Genomic DNA, 18,591 nt, shown 5'->3' with positions numbered 1-18,591 from the left:
ATCTGGCTGCGCTGCCCGGAGACCGCCTGGTTACTGCGGGCCGAGACCGCCTCGACCTGGCCGGCCTGCAACTCAACCTGGCTGACGGTGTGCCCGACGCGCTCGATCAGGTCGTGGATCTTGGCCACGGTGCCATTGAACACTTGGCCCAGGTCGCCCAACTCGTCGCGGCTGCGGGCGACAAACGTGACGGTCATATCGCCCGCCGCCACCTTGTCCATCATCGCCCCCAAGCGCCGCAACGTGGTGCGCGTCGAGGCATAGAAACCGGCGTACAGATAAAAGATCAGCAAAAACACCGCCGCCAGGGCCGACACCAGTACGACCATGTGCGTGCGGTTTTGCGTCAGCCGTTGCTCCAACTGTTGTCCGAGGAAACCCAGGGTGGCCTCATTGAGTTGGTAGGTCTGGGCCATCAGTTGACTCACGTCGTCGTAGAAGCCCTGCCACGGTGCGTCGAGGGTTTCGGCCATCACCACCTGCTCTTCAAACAGTTCACTGCCTTGCTTGAGGCTCGCGTTGCTGGCCTTGGCCAGGCTGTCGAGCGCTGTGTGGGCGGCTTTGCTGGAGCCCAGGGCGTCCTGCAGCTTCAAGCCGTATTCGGCCTGGAGTTTTTCCAACTGCTGCAACAGCTCGTCGAAGCGCGTGCTGGAGGAGGAGTTGAGAAAACCCTGGCCGAGGGAGTACGCGCCCATTGCCCGCCCTTCGCCCAACGTCTGGGTGACTTGCGGCGTGACGCCGGTGATCAGTTCGCTGAGCTGGCGCAGATCACTCTGGGGGTCGCGGCTCAAGCCGGATTGGCTGGCGATGATCTGGCTGAGCATCTGCGCCTTGTTCAGCAGTTTGCCGATCAGCGCACTTTTGCTCTGTAGCGATGACTCCTGTTGCTGGGCCTTGAAGGCGCCAACCAGCTCGTCGCGCTTGGCGTCGAATACGGCGACTTGCTCGGGGTCGGTGGCCATCGCGCTCAGGCCTTGCAGGCGCGCCAGCACACTCTGCTCCAGGGTGTTGATCGCGCCCTCCAGATCGCCCGCCTTGCCGGATTGGCCGAGGGTCGCGTTGATCTGCACCTGGTTGTTGAGGGTTTCCAGGTCACGGCGCAAGGCCAGGCTGCTGCCGAGCAAATCCAGGCTTTGCAGTTCGATGCGGGTGCCCTGGAATTCACGCCAGGAATCGCGCACCAGGAAATAGTTGGTCGCCAGCATCGGCAACAGGAACAACACGCTGATCAAACTGAACTTCATGCCGAAGCTCAGGCGGTTCATCAGCGCGACGGCGGGATAGAGCAAGCTCTTCACAGGTGAACTCCCTTCCTATTATTTTTATTTGAGGCGCAGGGCGGCGGCAGATAGCCACTATTTGGCGCTCTACTTGTATAGCTCAAATCGCAAGGGAGTTTTGTAACGTAAAGTTAACGCGCTGTGGGAGCAGGCTTGCTCCCACAGGGATTGAGCGTGACCGCTAGGGCAACACGGTCCAGATGGCGAAACCGGCATACCACAGCACCGCCGCGCGCAGCAGCAGTTCCCACAGGCGATCCAGGCTGTTGATGCCGTCGGCCCCCACCACCGGCGGCGGGATTTCGGCGGCCACCAGGCCGACTTTGTTCACCAGTTGCGCGGCACTGATGTCCCAGCTCAACAGCTCGTGGAGCATCACTCGGCTGACCGCGACAAAGTTGCCCACCAAGGCGAAGCTCGCCGCCAGCAAGCGCACCGGCAACCAGTCAAAGGCATGCCGCAGTTGCGCGGCACGCTCGGCCACCAGAGGGTTCTGACTGTGTTCGCTGGCCAGCGCCAGCAGGCGATAGGCCAGGGCTGCGACCGGGCCCAACAGGAAATACCAGAAGATCACCGCAAAGAAGCTCTGATAGGCCTGCCACAAGAGATACCCCTGGACACGCTCCAGCAACTGCTCGCCACTGTCGGCAGCGACCTTCAGGTCACGCTCGGCCACATGCTCGGCGGCCTGCAGGTCGCCGCGCCGCCAGGCATCGCGGAACGGGCCAAGCCCGGCCAGCAGGTCACCGCGCCCCAGGCTATAGATCAGCACCAGCAAATGCACCGGCAGCGCCAACAGGCCGTAGGCCACCGGTTCCAGCATCAGCAGCAACAACGCCAGCACGGCCACCGGCAGCAACACCAGCAGCGCCAGAATCAACCAGGGCTGTTCGCCCAGGCGCGGGCTCGATTCCAATCTGGCCAGTTCGCGCAGCCATCTGCCGTCGCGCTGCAACTTTTGGCGCAAGGCCGAGAATTTCTCGATCCAGACCGCCAGCACCAACACCAGGAAACTCATTGTGCGTGTCCTCCATACTGCAGGGCGCTGCGAAAGCGCATCCAATCAAAAGCGGGCCCGGGATCGGTCTTGCGCCCCGGGGCGATATCGCTGTGACCACAAATGCGCTGACGGGTGATGCCCGGGTAAGTCGCCAGCAACTGACGTGTCAGGTCGATCAGTGACGCATATTGGGCATCGGTAAACGGCAGGTCATCCGTGCCTTCCAACTCGATCCCCAGGGAAAAGTCATTGCACGTTTCGCGCCCCTCGAAGCTGGAAACCCCGGCATGCCAGGCGCGGTCGAGGCAGGACACAAACTGCGTCACCCCTCCGTCGCGTTCAATCAGAAAATGCGCTGACACGCGTAGGTCGGCAATCCCTGCAAAGTAAGGATGTTCCGTGACATCCAAGCGATTCTGGAAAAATTCCTGCACCTTGCCGGTGGCGAACTGCGCCGGCGGCAGGCTGATGTTATGCACCACCAACAGCGAGACTTCACCTGCGGGGCGCTCGTTGAAGTTGGGCGAAGGGCAATGACGAACACCCTGGCACCAACCGCTGGTGGGGTCCAACTGCATACAGGTTCCTTGAACGTGACTAAGTCTGACCAGTATGCCGCGTTCAGCCCTATGGTTGCGATCACTTGCCGCGATTGAGTTGACGCAAGTTACCCGCCACCGTCGCCAGCGCACGCTCGAACAGCAGGGCCTCGTCCAGGATACGCAACGCACCACGCTTGAACGCCAGGGCCAGTTGGCCGGCGCTGCGCTCGAGCACCTTGAGCCCGGCGCGGTTGACGAAAACATAGCGATCGGCCGGTGCCATGATCGCGTTCAGTTTGCCGCGCAGAGCGGTTTTCTCGGGTTCCAGGAACTCGAGCCAAACGCCAACGCGCAATTGGCGCACCTTGAGCAGGTCGGGATCATCCGCGGCCAGGTCCTGCGCGGCATCGGGCAAGCCAGGGTCGAACACGAAGGGCTCCTGCACCTCGATCAACCTCTCGCCGCCCTCGAACGCCTGAACATGCAAGGCCTGCAGCCGAACAAAGAACTCACGGGTGCTGAAAGGGTCGAACCCCGCGCCGCTCATCCCGTCGCGCAAGGCCTTGAGCAACGCCGGCAACTGCTCCAGCAGATGCCGCCCGGCCTCGGTGTCGTCGTGCAGGCCAACGCTCCAGATCAACTCGTCCAGGGTGCGCAGCCCCGCCTGCCACTGCACCGATTGCTCACCGTGCTTGAGGCTGGCCAGCAACAGCACCTGGCTCCAGGCCTGTTGCACAAACTGCACCACCGAGCGCGGCAGGACCTTGCCCAGCAAACGCCGGTTCAGCACGTCGGCCACGCGCTGTCGGGCCGCCTCGTTACGCAGGCGCGCTTCCTCGGTATCGCGGGTGTGCTGTTCGAGCAATGCACTGTGCCGGCGCTCGTCAGCGGTAAACGCGCAGAACTCCGACAGCAGTTCGGAAAAAATCGCCGGGTCTTCGGCAAAATCATTCAGCAACCGCTGCACCACCTGCTCGATGCGCAGGTACAGGCTGTCACGCGGGTTGCCCTCAGCCGGGCTCCAACCAATGGCGGCACCGGCGATTTCGTTGAGCAGCCGCCGCGCCGGATGGCCGGCGCGGCTGAAAAGGCTCTTGTCCAGCACCGCCAGTTTGAGCATCGGGATCTGCAACCGGGCGATCAAGGCTTTGAAGGCGTCCGGGACGGCGTGGTCATTGAGGATGAACTCGAACAACAGCGCGACCAGGTTGATCACGTCTTCGTCGGCCTCTTCCACGACCCGGGATTTGCCGCTCTTGACGCTGACTCGGGTCAGCAGTTGCTTCAACTGGTTGCGCAGGTCGAAGTCGTCCTCGACATCCGGTTCCGGCACGTATTGCTGCAAATGGGACAACAGCCGCAGCAGGTCGCGGGTGGCAATGGGCTGGGGCTCGGCGCTGGCTTCCAGGGTCGGCGCGACACTGCCGCGCACGGCGCCCAGCAGCGCTCGCAAGGTAGAAAAGGCGTGCTCGCCATTTTCGTCGACTGGCTGGTCGGCGCTTGGCAACCGGGCTTCACGCGTGTGCTTGCACGGTACGCGCCCGCCGGAACGACGGGCCGGCACCGCCTTGAGTTCAGGCAGCACGCCGGTGGCGACCAGCAACTGATTGGCCTCACCGTACAGGTGGTCGGCGTCGCTGAGCACGTACTTTTCAAAGAGCTTGAGCATGACCAGCTTGACGCGAATTTCCACGCCCAGGCTGCGCCCCGCGCGCAGGAAAAACTCGCACAGCAGCGCCGGCCCCAGGGGGTTCTCGCAGTCATCCATGGACCTGCCGAGCAAGGCGCCCAGGCGAGTGGTCAGTTGCCCCAGGGCGAGGCCGTCGCGATGCTGCACCCGCCCGAGCATTGCCTCCAGCGCCAGGGCTTTTTCCAGGTCCTCCCTGAGGATGCCGGGCACCTTATCGTAGGACACCACCGGCACCAACTGCCGTTCACCGCGCCCTGCCCCGCCCAGGTTGGCAAAGGCCTCGAACAGTTGCCCCATGAACACGCGCTCGAAATTCTTGCGCTTGAGACGCAGGTCGCGCATGGCTTCAAAGAAAATATGGTGGTCGACGTTGTTAAGGGCCTTGTCGGCCATTTCGAACAGGGTGTCGTCGGCGTTATCGAACAGCTCCTGCAAACCTTGCTGCAGTTGCTGCGCAGCCTTGTCGCGAACCTGCAGCAACACCACCGGTAGGCGCGCGAGCGGCGATGGCGTGGTCTGTGCCTTATTGATCGGCACCACCTTTCCGTCGTTGTGCATCCAGGCCTCCTGAAACGGCGGTGTGGGTAGGGCAAAGTCGGGGCAGGCCCAGTGGGGCACTGCGAATATCCGGTTACCACCAGGACGTCAAAGCTATGACGCCAATTGCAAGGCGCGAGATTATCTTGCAAATGGGGGTCGTTGCGCCAGCGAACTCTGTCATAACGCTGTAAATGAGCACGCCACTGGGTTCAAACGCGCACAGCCCCTATAATCGGCGCACTTTGTTTGTGGAGCCTGTTATGCCGAATCTCCGTCTTGCCGACCTCACCGCCGAAATCGAAGCCAACGTGCGCCGTGCATTGCGCGAAGACATCGGCAGCGGCGACATCACCGCGCAATTGATCCCGGCCGAACGGCTGGCCAAGGCCACGATCATCACCCGCGATGCGGCCGTTATCGCTGGCACGGCCTGGGTGGACGCGGTGTTCCGCCAACTGGACCCGCGGGTCGCGGTGCATTGGCTGGTGGCCGACGGTGAACGCGTCAGCCCCAACCAGGCACTGTTCCACCTCGAAGGCCCGGCACGTTCGCTGCTCAGCGGCGAACGCAGCGCGCTGAATTTCCTGCAGATGCTCTCCGGCGTCGCCACACGCGCCCAGTACCTGGCGGATAGCGTCGCGAGCACCCAGGTCAAGTTGCTCGACACGCGCAAGACGCTGCCGGGCCTGCGTCTGGCGCAGAAATACGCCGTGACCTGTGGCGGTTGCCACAACCATCGCATCGGTTTGTATGACGCGTTCCTGATCAAGGAAAACCATATCGCCGCCTGTGGCGGTATCGTCCAGGCGATTTCGGCCGCGCACAAGATCGCCCCGGGCAAACCGGTGGAAGTCGAAGTGGAAAGCCTGGACGAATTGCGCGAAGCATTGGCGGCGGGCGCCGATATCATCATGCTCGACGAACTGAGCCTGGACGACATGCGTGAAGCCGTGCGCCTGAACGGCGGCAAAGCCAAGCTGGAAGCCAGCGGCGGGATCAACGAAAAAACCCTGCTGCCCATCGCTGAAACCGGGGTGGACTACATCTCCATCGGCGCGATGACCAAGGATGTGAAAGCGGTGGACCTGTCGATGCGCCTCAGTATCTGAAGCCCGTTGCAGGAGCCGGGTTGCCGGCTCCTGCAACAGCGGTTCAGACCACCAGGTTATTCATCTCGCAATACTCTTCCCATTCGACACCGAGCACTTCAGCCGCCTCTTGGTGCAAGGCCAGCCGTGCGGCTTCGAACTCGTCCGCTGACGAGGTGTACTTGAGGCTCAGCTCCCATGGCTGGAGGCCCTGGCTCTCGGCCTCGTCCTCAAATGCCCACTGGATCTGGTCGCGCTGATCGTCAGCGCTCAGGTCCTTGATCTCTTCTTTAAGCTGCGGCGATTCCCCGAGGTATTTGTCGAGGGCTGCTTGGTGCCGAACTTCCTGGGTCATTTCAGTCGTGGTCATGTTGTTCTCTTAGATCGAGGAATGGGGATGCATCTGGGTCATCAAGGTTGCGCAGATACAAAAGAGCGGGCACGAATGCCGACTCGCCTGGCCTTCAGAACCATTCTGGGATCATCTGAAAACGGTGTTGCTTTGGTGCCCGAGACAGGAGTCGAATTTACCGCCTGAAGCACTTATTTTACTGGGCGAAAATGTCAATTCATCCTGCCAATGTACTAACCCATGTACTTTTTCTGCATCGCTGGGCCGTTGCGGGCCAAGGTCGCCATCCGATAATAGGCATTCCACCTAAAGATCGCCACCATATATCCAAGACGTAAAAAACCCGCCGATTGGCGGGCTCATTATTAACATCTGCCATCCCTATTAAATGTGCGCCAATTCCTTGCGCTCTTTAGGTTTCATTACGCGGTGTATCCAGTTCTGGCTTGGTTTCTCGATCACTTGGTAGCTCAGGAACCCGAAAGCGAGTGCTATCGCGCCCCAGATGAACAGGATCATCAGGCCCGGCAAGGCATCGAATAGCCCGGACATTTCGGTCAGCTTGAGCAGTACCGCCAGCACCAACTGGTGCCAGATGTAGATCGAGTAGGAAGAATCGCCTACGCGCTGCAACCACTTAGGCAGCGTAACCCCGCTGGATATCTCAATTGCAATGGCGCCATACACAATCAGGGCAAAAGGGATAGTGAAGTAGAGAGCTCTCCACCAAGCCCCCCAATTGCCGTTCTGAGAATGACCCCATACAGCAAAGCAAAACAGTACGGCGCCTGCCGCTAGTGACTGCCAGCCATAGGATTTTACGCCACGGTCAACCATGAATGCCAGGATGCAACCGGCGCCGAATTCAAGGATAAGCGGGCTCAAAGGAACAATGCGAAGCATATCGAGCCCATACCCGCTCGCCCACATGGTCAGTGCAATCTGGATTACTATCCAGCCCAGCACCATTTCGTAAACCTGTTTCGGCCTAATCAAGATAATCAGCGCCAGAACCAAGTAGAAAAACAGTTCATAGAAAAGCGTCCATGCAAGCACCACCCTGTTGTTGTTCGTGGTGGTAAGCGTTATCAGGCGCCAAACGCGCTCAGCCGCCATGCTGGGATCTGAGGTCTGCACATACGGAGCAAGAGCAAATGACATTGCCAGAACAACCCAGTACACGGGATATACTCGAAACAGCCGCTTTATACCGAAGCGCGAAGCAGCCACTATCGGGGCAAGATCCTCTCGACCAGCCTTCGCCGCCGTGTAGCAGACGATGAAGCCCGATATGACGAAGAACAGATCTACGCCAGCCGGACCAACCCACCACCATTTGTACAGAAACCAGTCAGCGCCAAGCCCATGCTTGGTGCTGAGCAGGTAAATTAGAAAGACCATGCACGCAGCAACGCCGCGCATGGCCTGAAGGTTATAGAATTTCATTTACAGCCCCCATAAAATGTGCGCGCGATGATAGCCGCAAACGGCTTAATCGCCTATTCTTCGCGCACACCTAATCAGGACCACCAAAGTGCTCACTAAATCAAACGTACTTGTTTTTACATTCCTTGTCGCTGCAGCAGTAGCCGCCGCATTGCTTGGCCCGTCTTCCATTGATCTTGGGCGCGGCACCCCTGCTGCAAACTCACAGAAATAGCTATTGCAGCGTTTTGAAAGCTGGGATATCAATCGACACCCATATTGCTCCTGTTGCTGCCGTGATAAGTGAGACATCGCCACTGGTTGCAACTTGGAGCGAACAGCTACCATTGTTTGTCGGAACCGTCGTTCTCGACGTGCGAACTGGCCTCATGGTCTCAGGCAGCGTGTACATGACAGTGCCGGCCGTTACCGTGCCGGCGTCAAGCACGCCAGTTAGCTTAAGCTCACCGGAAGCATTGAAGCTGAATGTCGGCGGGTCAAACGTCATTCCCCACCCATTTTTAAGGCCTGAGGATGGCAGGAATGTCTGATCCTGCTCCCGCGATATTACCCCTCCATGCAAGCTTAGAAGCGCCTTAGCGAGCGCCCACCCGATCATTCTGTAGCCGTAGGTTGTTGGGTGAATGTTGTCGCGTAGGACTGGATCAAACCCGGATGTTATGTAGTTATTGCGATAATCGGCCACGGCTGTCCCCATGACCTGCGTCAGGTCTACACACTTGCAGGTCTTAGTGCCGGCAAGCCTTAGCAGCAGAACTCTCAAAGCAGATCCAGACTGATAGCCTGAGGTGTTCTGACCAGTTCCAGAGGTGAATGTATTTGGATACCAAAGAGGCGGTATCCATGTGATTGGGTTTGCGCCTTGAGCACGAACATAATCAATCATTGCCGAAACGTTCGAAATTGTTGTTGCCGGCGCAACCCCTTGCTGGATATCGTTAGTTCCGACGTTAAGAAAAACGTACTGACATCCCTGAATCCCCTGGGATTGCAGAATTGCCAATTGCTGTGCAGATGTTTGTCCGCCTATTGCCTGGTTGATAACGGCGTTTATGCGGATACCATCGGTTAGGTCCATAGCTTCCTGAAGGGCTGACTGCCAACCTCCTTGGATTGGCTCGCTAAGAGAGTCGCCAACAGTAAGAACGCTAATATCTCTCTTGCCGCCGGTAACTACATTACGAGCGCGAGCGAAACCCTGCATGCTGATTGCTGTAACAGTTCCAGGAACCCAGCCGAAGCCTACCTGGATAATGGTTCCGTTGGCGATCTGCTTACCAGTAATCTCCTGCCCACTCCAAAGAACAGAATACGACTGGTGATCGTAGATGCGAATGCCCCAATGGCTATTCTCGCCGTAGTAACTCTGATACGTGCCCTGACCAGTGAATGTGAAGGCATTTGTAGTAGCGGCAGAACCTATAGGTTTATAAGTGAAATTCGGCTGCGCGTTACCAGATACGCAGGAGACCATGTGATAACCGGCAGTGGTCCTGATGATCGCTACGCGGGTATAGGCTCCACCAGTGCTGAATGAACAAGTAATCTCATCGCCTGGGCGGCAGTTTGATGTCATAGAGGCAAACAGCTTTGCGGTATTTGTTTGACTCCAGAAGATTCCATCTGTCTGCGGAACAGCGGACGAGGCTGCAAAAACATCACCAGTTAAATAGTCAGTGCTTAGTGAGACAAAATCGTTTGTCGTATTGAGAGCTGTAATGAAGGAATTGTCTTTATCCCCATCAGACATAAAGATTGAACGATCTGCCCAAGGCTTTTTGTATTGTGACGAAAGCTCATACGGGTAATTCTGAGTGCTATTTATTAATGTAGAGCTTCTGCGCACTCGCAGGTTAGTGGGTGGAATAAATCCGCCAGTGATCTTTACTCCTTCGTCAACATCAAGAATAACATTAGAAAAATCAGGCGATCCAGAAATCAGGTAGTTTGAGTTTGCACGCTGTCGCTGAAAATAAATCACCCCACCCGAAGCAACAAGCGCCTTCGCAGCAATAAAAGACGCCGCATTATCGAAAACGCCATCATCGACGCCAGCTGTATCTGCAATAGATACGCGCTCAAGAAGTTTTGTGCGCAAACTCCTTCCTTGATACCCAACAAGAGCAGCCCCCTTAGCCGGATCAAACTTATCGGACAAGTCCTGCACCACATAGTTGAGATTGTCCGGCCCCTTGAAAAAGATGTTCAGCGCGTTGTTGATTGGGCCTGTGATGGCGCCAAGCACAGCGGCCAGATATGTACGCACCCAATTATTAGTCGCTGCGTCCTGTGCGGAAATGGGATCTTTGAGATTTGAAATATTTCGGTTTTCAGCATCGTAATAGTCGCGACCATACGGGCGGACCAAGGCTCGCTTGAAAATTGCGAAGCCTTGCTGAATCAGCATCGTCAACCTGTCGAAAACATCCTCGTGCGTTTCGGCCAGGAACTTGCCCTGGTTGCGCAGGCTGGTTTGTTGGTAGACATCCATTTCGCGCGACACCACAAGCTGTCCAGGGCCAGCCAATGCGGTAGTGGTTACAACGCTGCCGCCCTGGTCATTGCCTGCGCCATTCGCGGAGTAGTGCGTGCCGAGGGTCAGTGTTGAGCTGACGCCCAGCGGGTCAACGTAGGTAACGACCAGATCCTCATTTGCCAGGAACTTGAAATAGAACGGGTAATTGGTCGTCACCCCATTGGTCTCAAACTCTGCAACGCTGCTGATTGTGTTGACGGTCACGGTTGTGACTCCTTTCCTTTGGGCAAAAAAAAGCCCGCTCAAGGCGGGCTTCGATGGGGAGGCGTGCTGTTTTCAGGGCATAAAAAAACCCGCCGAAGCGGGTTGTTTAAATTTGTCCGTTAGTAAACGTCGGGGCACTTCACAAGCTGCACTGACGAGCTGTTCAGGTCGTCACCGATGGTTTCTGTTTGGAAGAAAAATATCTGCTTGTCATCCCCCATCGCGAGAAACCCCTTGCACGAGAAGCTGCAGCGCGCGTTATCAGCGGTAAAGCAAACATTTTTCCCAGGTATTTTTAGTAGGTTGAAAGGCCATGTGGCGCAGTTGTATTTGCCGTTTGGTGGGCACTCAACACTTTCTGTCCGCCCGCCAGCCACTACTGTCTTGCCGACGAGGCTTTCCATGTCACCGAGGCCAAACGCTGATGCCTCAACACTCACAATCAGAAAATAAATTGCGATCATCCATTTCATATTGTTTCGCCCTATTCGTGGCCTTCGATAGTTAATGCTTAACTCGATTGTCGAATGCCGCGCCCCCAAAGGAAACCCCGCCGCGGGGTCTGTAAGTCACTCGGATAAATCCCTGATCCTCTGAGTCTCCTCAAGCCGGCGCCTCTTTAAGTACAAAGCTATAAGGCTCTCGCTTTTTTGGTGCTTCTCAAGCAGCAACACTATCAGCGCAGACGCAGGAGCCAGAAGCATCAGGGCCGCTAGAAATGCCTCTTCGTCATGAGGCACCCCGTTGCCATATAGCAGCACCGCCACAGTGACAATTAGGGCGACATTCAACAACACGGCAAGCACTCGCACATTCAATCTCCTAAAGATGCCCCAACGTTAGGCGGCCTCGACGGGGCTATTTCCCCCGGCTCCCACCAGAAGCTTTGCCCGAAATCTTTCTGCGCGCGTTGCTCCATGCGGCTAAGGTAGCCGGGCGAGAAGTATTCCTGCAACTGATGGAAAATCATGTGGTCCGTGGCGGCCTTGGTGTACCAGAGGTTTGCACCAGGGATGTGCCCTTTGCCCAGCTGGAGCAGGCGCGCACCAATGCTTGAAGGGTCTTTATCGTCAAGTACGGCGTTGGCAGTCATCCCGCGCAGGTTGAGCACTGTCTCTACGTCGCCGGCAAGTGGCCCGAGGAACGCCGCCACCGCAGATGTGCCGCCTTGCGTGGTGTTGGAAAACAGGAAGTCACCGTATAGCGACAGAGCACCGCCTTTGAGCATGGCGGCCATGCCAAAACGAAGGCCCGGAATACCGCCCAGCTTATCGTCCGCCATGTTCTTTGGGTCGCGGCCGCTGGCTATCTCGTTGAGTTGAAGTGCCATCGCACCGAGTACGGTGGTGGTGGCGAACAGTGCGGCAGTGTAACCAGCCTTTCCCCAGCCAGTTTCCTGTGCCAGCGCGCGCTTGAAGTGCTTGGAAATCATCGATACGGAGAATGATTTGAACTGCCAGAAGCTGCGCATCAACTCCCCGCTCCATTCACCGCGCTTGTTGTTGCCATGCATGAATGCGCGCTCACGGGCACCCGGTGCAGGTATCGCCATGCTGGTCTCATCAAGGACAACGCCCAGCAGCTTGGTGGCGGCCTGCTCCCTGAGCCGACTGGCGGATACACCCAACTGCCCAACCAGCGGCGCCAGATCAGCATCCGCAATGCGGTAGATACTTCCGGCGGTCAACACCTGGTCGCCAGCTCCACGCCAATCCTCAGGCTGGGCCAGACGCCATACAGACCAGTCCTGGTCAGTTATGCCGCGTGACTGCATGATCTTCCTGTCGCCAGCCTCAAGCGCAGCCAAAGAGTCAAAGCGCCGGGTAAGATCGCCGGTCACGTCCATCATTACGGCACCGAACGCGCGGCGGTTTCCGCCATCGATCGCATTCATGCCAGACAACTGCAGGACTTTGGTGGCAGCCGTCTGCGAGTACTTGGACATCCGGCCGGCTACCTCGCCATCAATGCCAAGCCCCTCTGTTCCCCAGCGGCTGAGGCTGCCAATCAATTGATCAATGCCCAGGCCAGCGCGCATGGCGGTGCGGCGGTGCGTGGCGTCGCCCGGGTTAAGCATCCGAGCTTCATTGGCGAATACCTTCATCACCGGCATTCCATTGAGCTTTGAAGTAAGGGCAATGGTTCCTTGGTCACTAAGCCCGGTGATTACCGCAGATCCCAACTTACCGGCCACGTTGGTCGCTCGGTAGGTGTCGAAGGCATTGGCCAAGCGCGCCGATGCCGGTGGCTCTCGGGTGCCGGCCACCTCGATGTACAGGTTCTCCAGGCGCCGAACTTTCTTACCCAAGGCTTTCATCTTCTCGGGCTTGGCTGAGACGGCCTGCTTGTAGGCGGTCTCGGTGTGAAAGCGCATGGCGTTGTTAGGGTTTGGGCCCAGGGTTTCGACCAAGGCAATATCCCTGGCGGCGCGATCGATGTGGCCGAACATAAGGTCCATCAACCCCCGGTCGCCGTACTTCGCCTGGGCTGCCATGTAGGCCTCAGAATCGCGGTAATGGATCTGGCGGGATTCGCTGCCTCTGTTCGCGCGGGCGCTGCCACCGGTTACCCTACCTGGCGTGATCTTGTTGACGCCGCCGGTAGACACCGTCTCCCAGGCATGGCCGAAGAACTCGTTCAGCTCCGCGTCGGTCATGCGGCTGCCGTCTTCGTTGAGGTACTTGGAACGGTTGGCCCAGGCCACATGGTCATTAATCCAGGCATCCTTATTGCGCGCCACCTTCAACTGGCTATGGCTGCGCGGGATTGCCCAATCATCAAGTCGACCAACATCACCGCCCGCCCGGTTGAACCGCTGCCGCAGTCTTTCCGCGATGTCATGAAACTGCTTTGCGGCCACCTTCGCCTCGGGAACACCACTGTTCTCCCCGTGGAGCTCCTGCACCAGAGAACGGGCCTTTTCGGCATCGGCGAACAGCCCCATCATCTTGCCCCTGGTGAAGTCGATGGCATCCAGCATGCTGCCCATGGCTTCCGCGCGAATCCCGTTCGTTGCCGACTCAATCGAGAATATGCCGGGACCGTCGGAGGAAAAAGCCAGCATCCGGTCAAGCGCCAGTAGCGGGTCATCCGGGAATTGCTTCATGTAGTTGGCAACGCGGTCATGCGCCAGGATGGTCAACCCCACGCGCTGCTTGCTCTTTTCCGCCTCGGCGCGCAATTCCTTGGCCGCACTGCTCGCCGCCTGGGTCAGGCGATCCGCCGCGGTTAACGACTGCCAAGCGGGATCTGTTTGAGCGAGCTGACGCATGTTCCGAGAAATGCGGGCCTGAATGTCTTTGATTTCGGCTTGGTTGAGCGTGCGGCCAATGGCCTGCTGAACCGCCTGGATACATTGTTGTTTCATCAGTTACCAAACCTCAGCGCGCACAGGGCGGCAGCAAGAAACCCTTTCGAGTCATTTTCAGCACGGGCGATGTTTCCATCTGCCTCGGCCAACATTTCGCGGGCAGACACGGTGACCGCTGAACCATCCTCATTGAATGCCCCGGTGGGAACTTGCACATCGCGTTCACCTGAAACAATGGAATCAATGAGCGCTGGTAATGCGGTGTCAATATCGGCCAGTGGGTCTGTGGCAGCCGCTGAAGGCTCGCGGATCTGTTCAGGGCCAGGTGTCGGCGCCTCTTGCGTTGGCTGCCCCTGCTGCTCGGCACCTGCGCGTGCGCCTTCGGGCTGAACTGAGATGTCTGGAGGCGCTGTTGATTCCGGCGCTCTGGGTGCCTCGCCACCCGGTCGAGCAACTGCGCCAGCGTCAAGATCTCGGACCGGGGCCGCTTCTATATCGTCAACGATATGCCCGCCCTCCCGTAACAGCCGTTCCATTTCCTTGCCGGCAGCACGCATCAGTGCTGCGCCGTGGTCGGGAGAAACGCTGCTGGCAATGGCTGTACGCTTGAATGCGTTGCCGATCTGCTCGGCGCGTTCGTCGACCTTACCTGCAAAGCGGTCCGGTACCTGTCCACGGTCCATGGCAGCCAGGTCTGCGCCAGCTCGCTCAGCTGCACGGTTACCATCAAGCGCCTGGTTGATCTCGTTCATTCTTGTTTGGGCAGCTTGTCGCTGCTCAGCGATGCTGTCCCGCGTGGCGCGCTCGGCCTGTTTACGGCTCATACCCTGCCGCTGGAACGCCTTGGCTGATTCGCGGTAGGTACCGTCCAGGCCGTCTACGGTCTTTTGCAGGGATCCCAACTCGGTGCGCAGATCCCGCACATTTGGTAAGCCCGATGCGGCGACCGGCTCCAGTTCGGCGCGCGCGGCCGCGAACACCTCTTGCTCGGCCTGCTGGCGAACCACCTCGCGACGCGGTCCGACCTTGTCGGTCCTGATGAAAGTCGCGCCATCCGCCATGCCACCCAAGTTGACTGGCTCTCCCCGGCCGAGTTGCGCAATGGCCTGATCAAGGGCTGCCTGATGCGCGATACTTGAGGGCGCATCCACTGGCGCGCCTGGTGCGGTTCCGTGCTGATGGTGAAGCCCATTGTTTGCCGCCAAAGCGGCGTCAACCTCCCCAGCCGAAACTCCCCGAGTCATGGCACGGCCTGCCACCCAAAACAGGCCGCCCAGCAATCCGTCAACGGCAAGACCAGTCGCATCCAGCGCCTTGTATTGCTGGGCCTGCTGCGTATACCCATTCTTTTCCAGCACCGCCCCAACGCCGCCACGGGCAGCGATACCCAGGCCCACGTTAGCTCCAGCAGTCGCGGCCAGGTCGACAGCTGGAGCGCTAAACAGGCGAGCAGCGGGCAGGAAGGCCCCGGCGCCGATAACACTGCCTTCGATCACACCAGCAATCGCGGCCGTTTTGGTATCAACACCCTGGCCTTTCAGCTCGGTAAATCGCTGCTCACCCATCGACGATCCGGCAGTCAGTGCGCCAACCGGCATACCGCCAGAAGCAAGGCCAAACGCAAACCGAGAACCGGCATCACCCAGGCCGAAAAGAACCTGCGCCGCCGTGCCACTGGTGGCCGCGTCAGGACGCATACGCTCTGTCAGCTCATTGCGCATATCGCCGATTTGTTCGCGGCGGGCAAGGTTATCTTCATCGCTTTCAATGTTGAGCGATATCATCTGCGTAGGATCGTTGCCGTACTGGGCCGCCTGCAGAGTCAGCTGGGCAAGGCCCTGGCCGATACCGCTGAACAGCGCAGTTCCTGATCCGTCCCAGAAGCCGGGATCAGGTAGGGTCGTAGCAGGATTGGCCAGCGCATCCTGCTCAAGAGTGCGCTGGTCGCTGAATGCCAGATCGCCTATAAGGCTCATTGCGCGTCCTCATTGACATTGACCATTAGCGGCTTGCCATCGGCACCGTATTTGAATTGCTGGCCCTGCATGACGTAGTAGATGCCGTCTTTGTACTGGCGCAGTGTCAATGCATCAGCGGTTGCGATGTCCGCCTCGCTCATACCTTGGGCCTTCATCGTACCCACCAGCCGATCAGTAGCGATGTCGCGGAATGTATGCCCAGGCATCCCCCACGGTGCCAAGGTTTTACCGCCATTGAAGTCGACCACCTCGCCAACGGAGGCCTTGATCGACTCGCGCAACAAGCTGCGGTCGACCACACCGGATACGTTCCCCTTCTCTGCTGCGGCCCCTGTGTAATAAGACTTCACAGCCTGGGCAGCTAGCTGGTAGGACTGGGGTTGCCCAGCAAAAACGTTGCCCAGTTGCTTGTTCAGCTCAAGCTGGAAATCCTCCTGTTTTGGCAATGGAAAGGATGCTCCCTTGCCGTCTGAACCCTTTTCAGTTTTGGACTTGTTCAGGATCGACTCACCGAGGGCCATGGTCTTGGCCACGTCTCCACTGGTGACAACGTCGTCAGGCTTAAACCAATTGGTGTTTGTGACCATGGATCGCTGCTTGCCCGCCAGCAGACCGGTAAGAGCGCGTATCGGAGAGTCAGGTGCAATCTGCTGCATGGCTCCGGAGTAGGCTTTGTCGTCGCCCATGGCGCTGTGCAAGGTCGCAAACAGTTGGCTCTGTTGCTCGGGAGACATATCGGCGAGCTGGGCGCTGATCTGCTTGGCCTCTTGCGGCAGAAGCGGCTTCATCGCCACGGTCGATCCGAATTTCTGCTGCATGCCCTGAATGGCTGAGACGCGATCAGTCAGCACCGCTCCAAGATCAGGGGAGTTCAGGTCTACGGGGGCGACATCACCACCCAGGCGCTGCTGAAAGTAATCAATTGGCGATTCGGTCATCATCTTCGCCGAGGCATCTACGGCCCGGGAAAGCCTGTTGAGGTTCGTGGCATCGGCGATAGTTCCGCCCTCTTTTTGAAGCTTGGCGGTTTTGGAGTTTATCGCCGCAATCTGCTGATCTATGGGCAGTCGAAGAATTTTTTGCGTATCCACCTCCTGCTTGATCAACTCGTTGAACTCAGCCTGAGCAGGCGTGCCACGGACCTGGCTCCCCCACTGTTTCCACATTTCATCTGTGGCAGGAATGCCGCTAGATATTTGGGCGTTGATCTTGCCCAGCGTGCGCTCGGCCTTGGCTTCGTTGCGAAGCTGGGCCATCTCGGCCCTTTGCTGCAGCCGGTCTACCTTTCCCTCAATCATGCCGCCAACGCGCACCAAGTCATCGGCGGTCATGGCGCCCTCGAACTGCTTGAGGCTTTTCTGCGCTTCATATGGGTTATCGGTGGCCTGACGTTGCAATACGTCGGAAACAAGTGAGCTGTTGTATTTCAGCTTTTCGGCTTGAGCAGCCTCAGGGGAAAGGCCAAGGCGTTGGGCGCGACTATCAAGCACCGCGTCAATCTTGCTCCGGTACTGCTGCACCTTTGCCGGGTCGCGGTAATCAAGTGCTGCACCCTGCATAGATGTCGCAATCTGCCCGTTTTCGACCTGGCCGTAATAGTTCTGCCGCTCGCCGTACTCGTACCGGTTCAGGTCACTGGACAGGGAGTTGCGGCGGCTGTTGACGATCTGCGCATACCTGGCCTTCTGCTGATCGTTGGTCAGGGTTTTGGCAATCTCTGCCTGGGCCTTTTCGAATTGGTCCAGGGTTTGATTGGTGACATCCAGGGCGTTCTGGCCCTTACGGGTGTAGGCGCCGTTCTCGCCGTACATGGACTGCTGCTGCCACTTGGTGAGCTGGTTATCGGCATCCATCAGTAACGCGGTGTCGGCTTTCTCGCGCTCCTTGTCCATGAGCATCTGTGCGCCGCGCCCAAGCGTTTGTAGCCCCTGGGCAATAGACGTGGTGTCAGGTGCAACGCCCTGCAACTGAATAGGTCTGGTCGGCTGCTGCTGGACCTGCGCCGTGTCGTATGTCGGTACCCGTGGCATTTATCGAGCCCCCGCGAATGAGCCAAAGGCGCTACCCAAGCCGCCGAGGATTGAGCCTGTGGCGGCAGTGTTGCCGTTCTGTACGGTCTGGTTGGCGTTCAGCAGGTCTTGTTTGGCCTGTACGCGATAGCCGTATGCTTCGCGCGCGGCGTTGTTCTGGATCGTCAGGGCATCCAGCTCGCCGAGCATGGCGGTGTCGTCCTGCAACTGCGCAGCGCTGCCACTGTTCACGTCGATCCCGTTGGCGGCCTGCACGCTGCGCTGGGTGCCAATCGCCTGCCCGGTCCGCACGCGCTGCCAGTCCGCCGAGGTGTCGCCAGCATTAAGGACCTCCTGAGCCGTCTGCCGTTTAAACCCGGCGTTCTGCTGCATCATGTCCGACTGAAATGCAGCGTTCTGCTTTTGGCCCTGGGCCTGCATCATGCTGCCCGCCAGGCCAATGGCCACGGGTATTAAAGCCATCCAGCAAATAAGTCACTTCCATTTCAGGCTTTGCCTGATGCCAATTGATATCGGTAGACTAGTTGCGCGGCTATGGATGCAACCCGAACCCCACCTAGTCAGTGGCTGCCGCAACCCTCAGACCGCCTTGAC

The 18,591-nt window shown here is 58.4% G+C and carries 12 protein-coding genes and 1 pseudogene; 1 reads left to right on the top strand and 12 read right to left on the bottom strand.

What is annotated here, in order from left to right; all coding sequences use genetic code 11:
- Positions 1-125: 125 nt before the first annotated feature.
- The 4 genes and pseudogenes from MOQ67_RS05450 to MOQ67_RS05435 all read right to left on the bottom strand — a co-directional run.
- A pseudogene (locus tag MOQ67_RS05450) lies at positions 126-329 on the bottom strand (HAMP domain-containing protein); the annotation flags it as partial.
- A gap of 1,132 nt (positions 330-1,461) precedes the next feature.
- On the bottom strand, positions 1,462-2,298 hold the full coding sequence (gene ampE, locus MOQ67_RS05445; RefSeq protein ID WP_198717411.1) for a regulatory signaling modulator protein AmpE: 837 nt from the start codon (positions 2,296-2,298) through the stop codon (positions 1,462-1,464).
- Entirely contained in the window at positions 2,295-2,858 is a 564-nt protein-coding gene (ampD, locus tag MOQ67_RS05440; RefSeq protein WP_198717410.1) for a 1,6-anhydro-N-acetylmuramyl-L-alanine amidase AmpD, read from the bottom strand. Before ampD ends, ampE begins: the two co-directional genes overlap by 4 nt.
- A 61-nt stretch (positions 2,859-2,919) precedes the next feature.
- On the bottom strand, positions 2,920-5,070 hold the full coding sequence (locus MOQ67_RS05435) for a DUF1631 domain-containing protein (protein ID WP_198717409.1): 2,151 nt from the start codon (positions 5,068-5,070) through the stop codon (positions 2,920-2,922).
- A gap of 242 nt (positions 5,071-5,312) precedes the next feature.
- On the opposite strand from MOQ67_RS05435, the gene nadC reads away from it, so the two are divergent.
- Positions 5,313-6,161 (top strand): carboxylating nicotinate-nucleotide diphosphorylase, encoded by an 849-nt coding sequence (gene nadC / locus MOQ67_RS05430; protein WP_198717408.1) that lies wholly within the window; start codon positions 5,313-5,315, stop codon positions 6,159-6,161.
- Between the two features lie 43 nt (positions 6,162-6,204).
- On the opposite strand, the gene MOQ67_RS05425 is transcribed toward nadC, so the two are convergent.
- From MOQ67_RS05425 to MOQ67_RS05390, 8 genes are all read right to left on the bottom strand, one after another.
- Complete coding sequence (locus tag MOQ67_RS05425) at positions 6,205-6,510, bottom strand: DUF6388 family protein (protein ID WP_017845466.1); 306 nt, start codon at positions 6,508-6,510, stop codon at positions 6,205-6,207.
- Positions 6,511-6,876: 366 nt separating this feature from the next.
- Complete coding sequence (locus tag MOQ67_RS05420; RefSeq protein WP_448675873.1) at positions 6,877-7,938, bottom strand: acyltransferase family protein; 1,062 nt, start codon at positions 7,936-7,938, stop codon at positions 6,877-6,879.
- A gap of 214 nt (positions 7,939-8,152) precedes the next feature.
- Complete coding sequence (locus tag MOQ67_RS05415; RefSeq protein WP_448675872.1) at positions 8,153-10,678, bottom strand: GDSL-type esterase/lipase family protein; 2,526 nt, start codon at positions 10,676-10,678, stop codon at positions 8,153-8,155.
- A 119-nt stretch (positions 10,679-10,797) separates the two neighbouring features.
- On the bottom strand, positions 10,798-11,151 hold the full coding sequence (locus tag MOQ67_RS05410; protein WP_448675871.1) for a hypothetical protein: 354 nt from the start codon (positions 11,149-11,151) through the stop codon (positions 10,798-10,800).
- A 341-nt stretch (positions 11,152-11,492) separates the two neighbouring features.
- Positions 11,493-14,045 carry a hypothetical protein gene (locus MOQ67_RS05405; RefSeq protein ID WP_448675870.1) on the bottom strand — a complete coding sequence of 851 codons (2,553 nt, stop codon included), beginning with the start codon at positions 14,043-14,045 and terminating at the stop codon, positions 11,493-11,495.
- Positions 14,045-15,964: a hypothetical protein gene (locus MOQ67_RS05400; protein ID WP_448675869.1), complete on the bottom strand. Its 1,920-nt coding sequence runs from the start codon at positions 15,962-15,964 to the stop codon at positions 14,045-14,047. Before MOQ67_RS05400 ends, MOQ67_RS05405 begins: the two co-directional genes overlap by 1 nt.
- Positions 15,961-17,997, bottom strand: a complete 2,037-nt coding sequence (locus MOQ67_RS05395; RefSeq protein WP_448675868.1) for a hypothetical protein — start codon at positions 17,995-17,997, stop codon at positions 15,961-15,963. Before MOQ67_RS05395 ends, MOQ67_RS05400 begins: the two co-directional genes overlap by 4 nt.
- Complete coding sequence (locus MOQ67_RS05390; RefSeq protein ID WP_448675867.1) at positions 17,998-18,459, bottom strand: virion core protein, T7 gp14 family; 462 nt, start codon at positions 18,457-18,459, stop codon at positions 17,998-18,000.
- Positions 18,460-18,591 lie beyond the last annotated feature (132 nt).

It is taken from the genome of Pseudomonas sp. LY-1 (genome assembly GCF_053502595.1).
Note: the sequence above shows the minus strand (reverse complement) of the source record. Positions and strands in the feature narration are given on the sequence as shown.

Bases quoted from the DNA above. Each gene is read 5' to 3' on its own strand.
- ampE (WP_198717411.1), bottom strand. From the start codon at position 2,298: ATGAGTTTCCTGGTGTTGGTGCTGGCGGTCTGGATCGAGAAATTCTCG.
- ampD (WP_198717410.1), bottom strand. From the start codon at position 2,858: ATGCAGTTGGACCCCACCAGCGGTTGGTGCCAGGGTGTTCGTCATTGC.
- MOQ67_RS05435 (WP_198717409.1), bottom strand. From the start codon at position 5,070: ATGCACAACGACGGAAAGGTGGTGCCGATCAATAAGGCACAGACCACG.
- nadC (WP_198717408.1), top strand. From the start codon at position 5,313: ATGCCGAATCTCCGTCTTGCCGACCTCACCGCCGAAATCGAAGCCAAC.
- MOQ67_RS05425 (WP_017845466.1), bottom strand. From the start codon at position 6,510: ATGACCACGACTGAAATGACCCAGGAAGTTCGGCACCAAGCAGCCCTC.
- MOQ67_RS05420 (WP_448675873.1), bottom strand. From the start codon at position 7,938: ATGAAATTCTATAACCTTCAGGCCATGCGCGGCGTTGCTGCGTGCATG.
- MOQ67_RS05410 (WP_448675871.1), bottom strand. From the start codon at position 11,151: ATGAAATGGATGATCGCAATTTATTTTCTGATTGTGAGTGTTGAGGCA.
- MOQ67_RS05405 (WP_448675870.1), bottom strand. From the start codon at position 14,045: ATGAAACAACAATGTATCCAGGCGGTTCAGCAGGCCATTGGCCGCACG.
- MOQ67_RS05400 (WP_448675869.1), bottom strand. From the start codon at position 15,964: ATGAGCCTTATAGGCGATCTGGCATTCAGCGACCAGCGCACTCTTGAG.
- MOQ67_RS05395 (WP_448675868.1), bottom strand. From the start codon at position 17,997: ATGCCACGGGTACCGACATACGACACGGCGCAGGTCCAGCAGCAGCCG.
- MOQ67_RS05390 (WP_448675867.1), bottom strand. From the start codon at position 18,459: ATGGCTTTAATACCCGTGGCCATTGGCCTGGCGGGCAGCATGATGCAG.